Genomic DNA, 255 nt, shown 5'->3' with positions numbered 1-255 from the left:
ATCCTGAGCCGACGACCGACTGTTGTCAGCCTGAACGAAGCCTGTCGAGCAGACCTCGTCAAGGTTCAGAACGCGCTGTCGGCTGCTGGCTACGCGATGAATCTGAGTTATCGAGCCTCGATCCCCAGTGGACGAGGGGGGTGCGCGGGGAGTGACTACGGCAATGCGCTGCTGACGAAATCTCCGCCGAAGGATGTCGATACGACGACCTTCACCGCACAGGCAGGGGGAATCGACCGTCGTGGCATGGTGTGC

General features: G+C 61.2%; 1 protein-coding gene. It reads left to right on the top strand.

Going from position 1 to position 255, the window contains the following annotated elements; all coding sequences use genetic code 11:
* Positions 1–255, top strand: a 255-nt coding sequence (locus ACR9ZK_RS22645) for a hypothetical protein (protein WP_481344176.1), incomplete at both ends; no start/stop codon positions are given.

This window comes from Monashia sp. HAY1-5C (assembly GCF_056755255.1).
The sequence above is the reverse complement of the archived record's forward strand: the minus strand, read 5'-3'. Positions and strand labels throughout refer to the sequence as shown.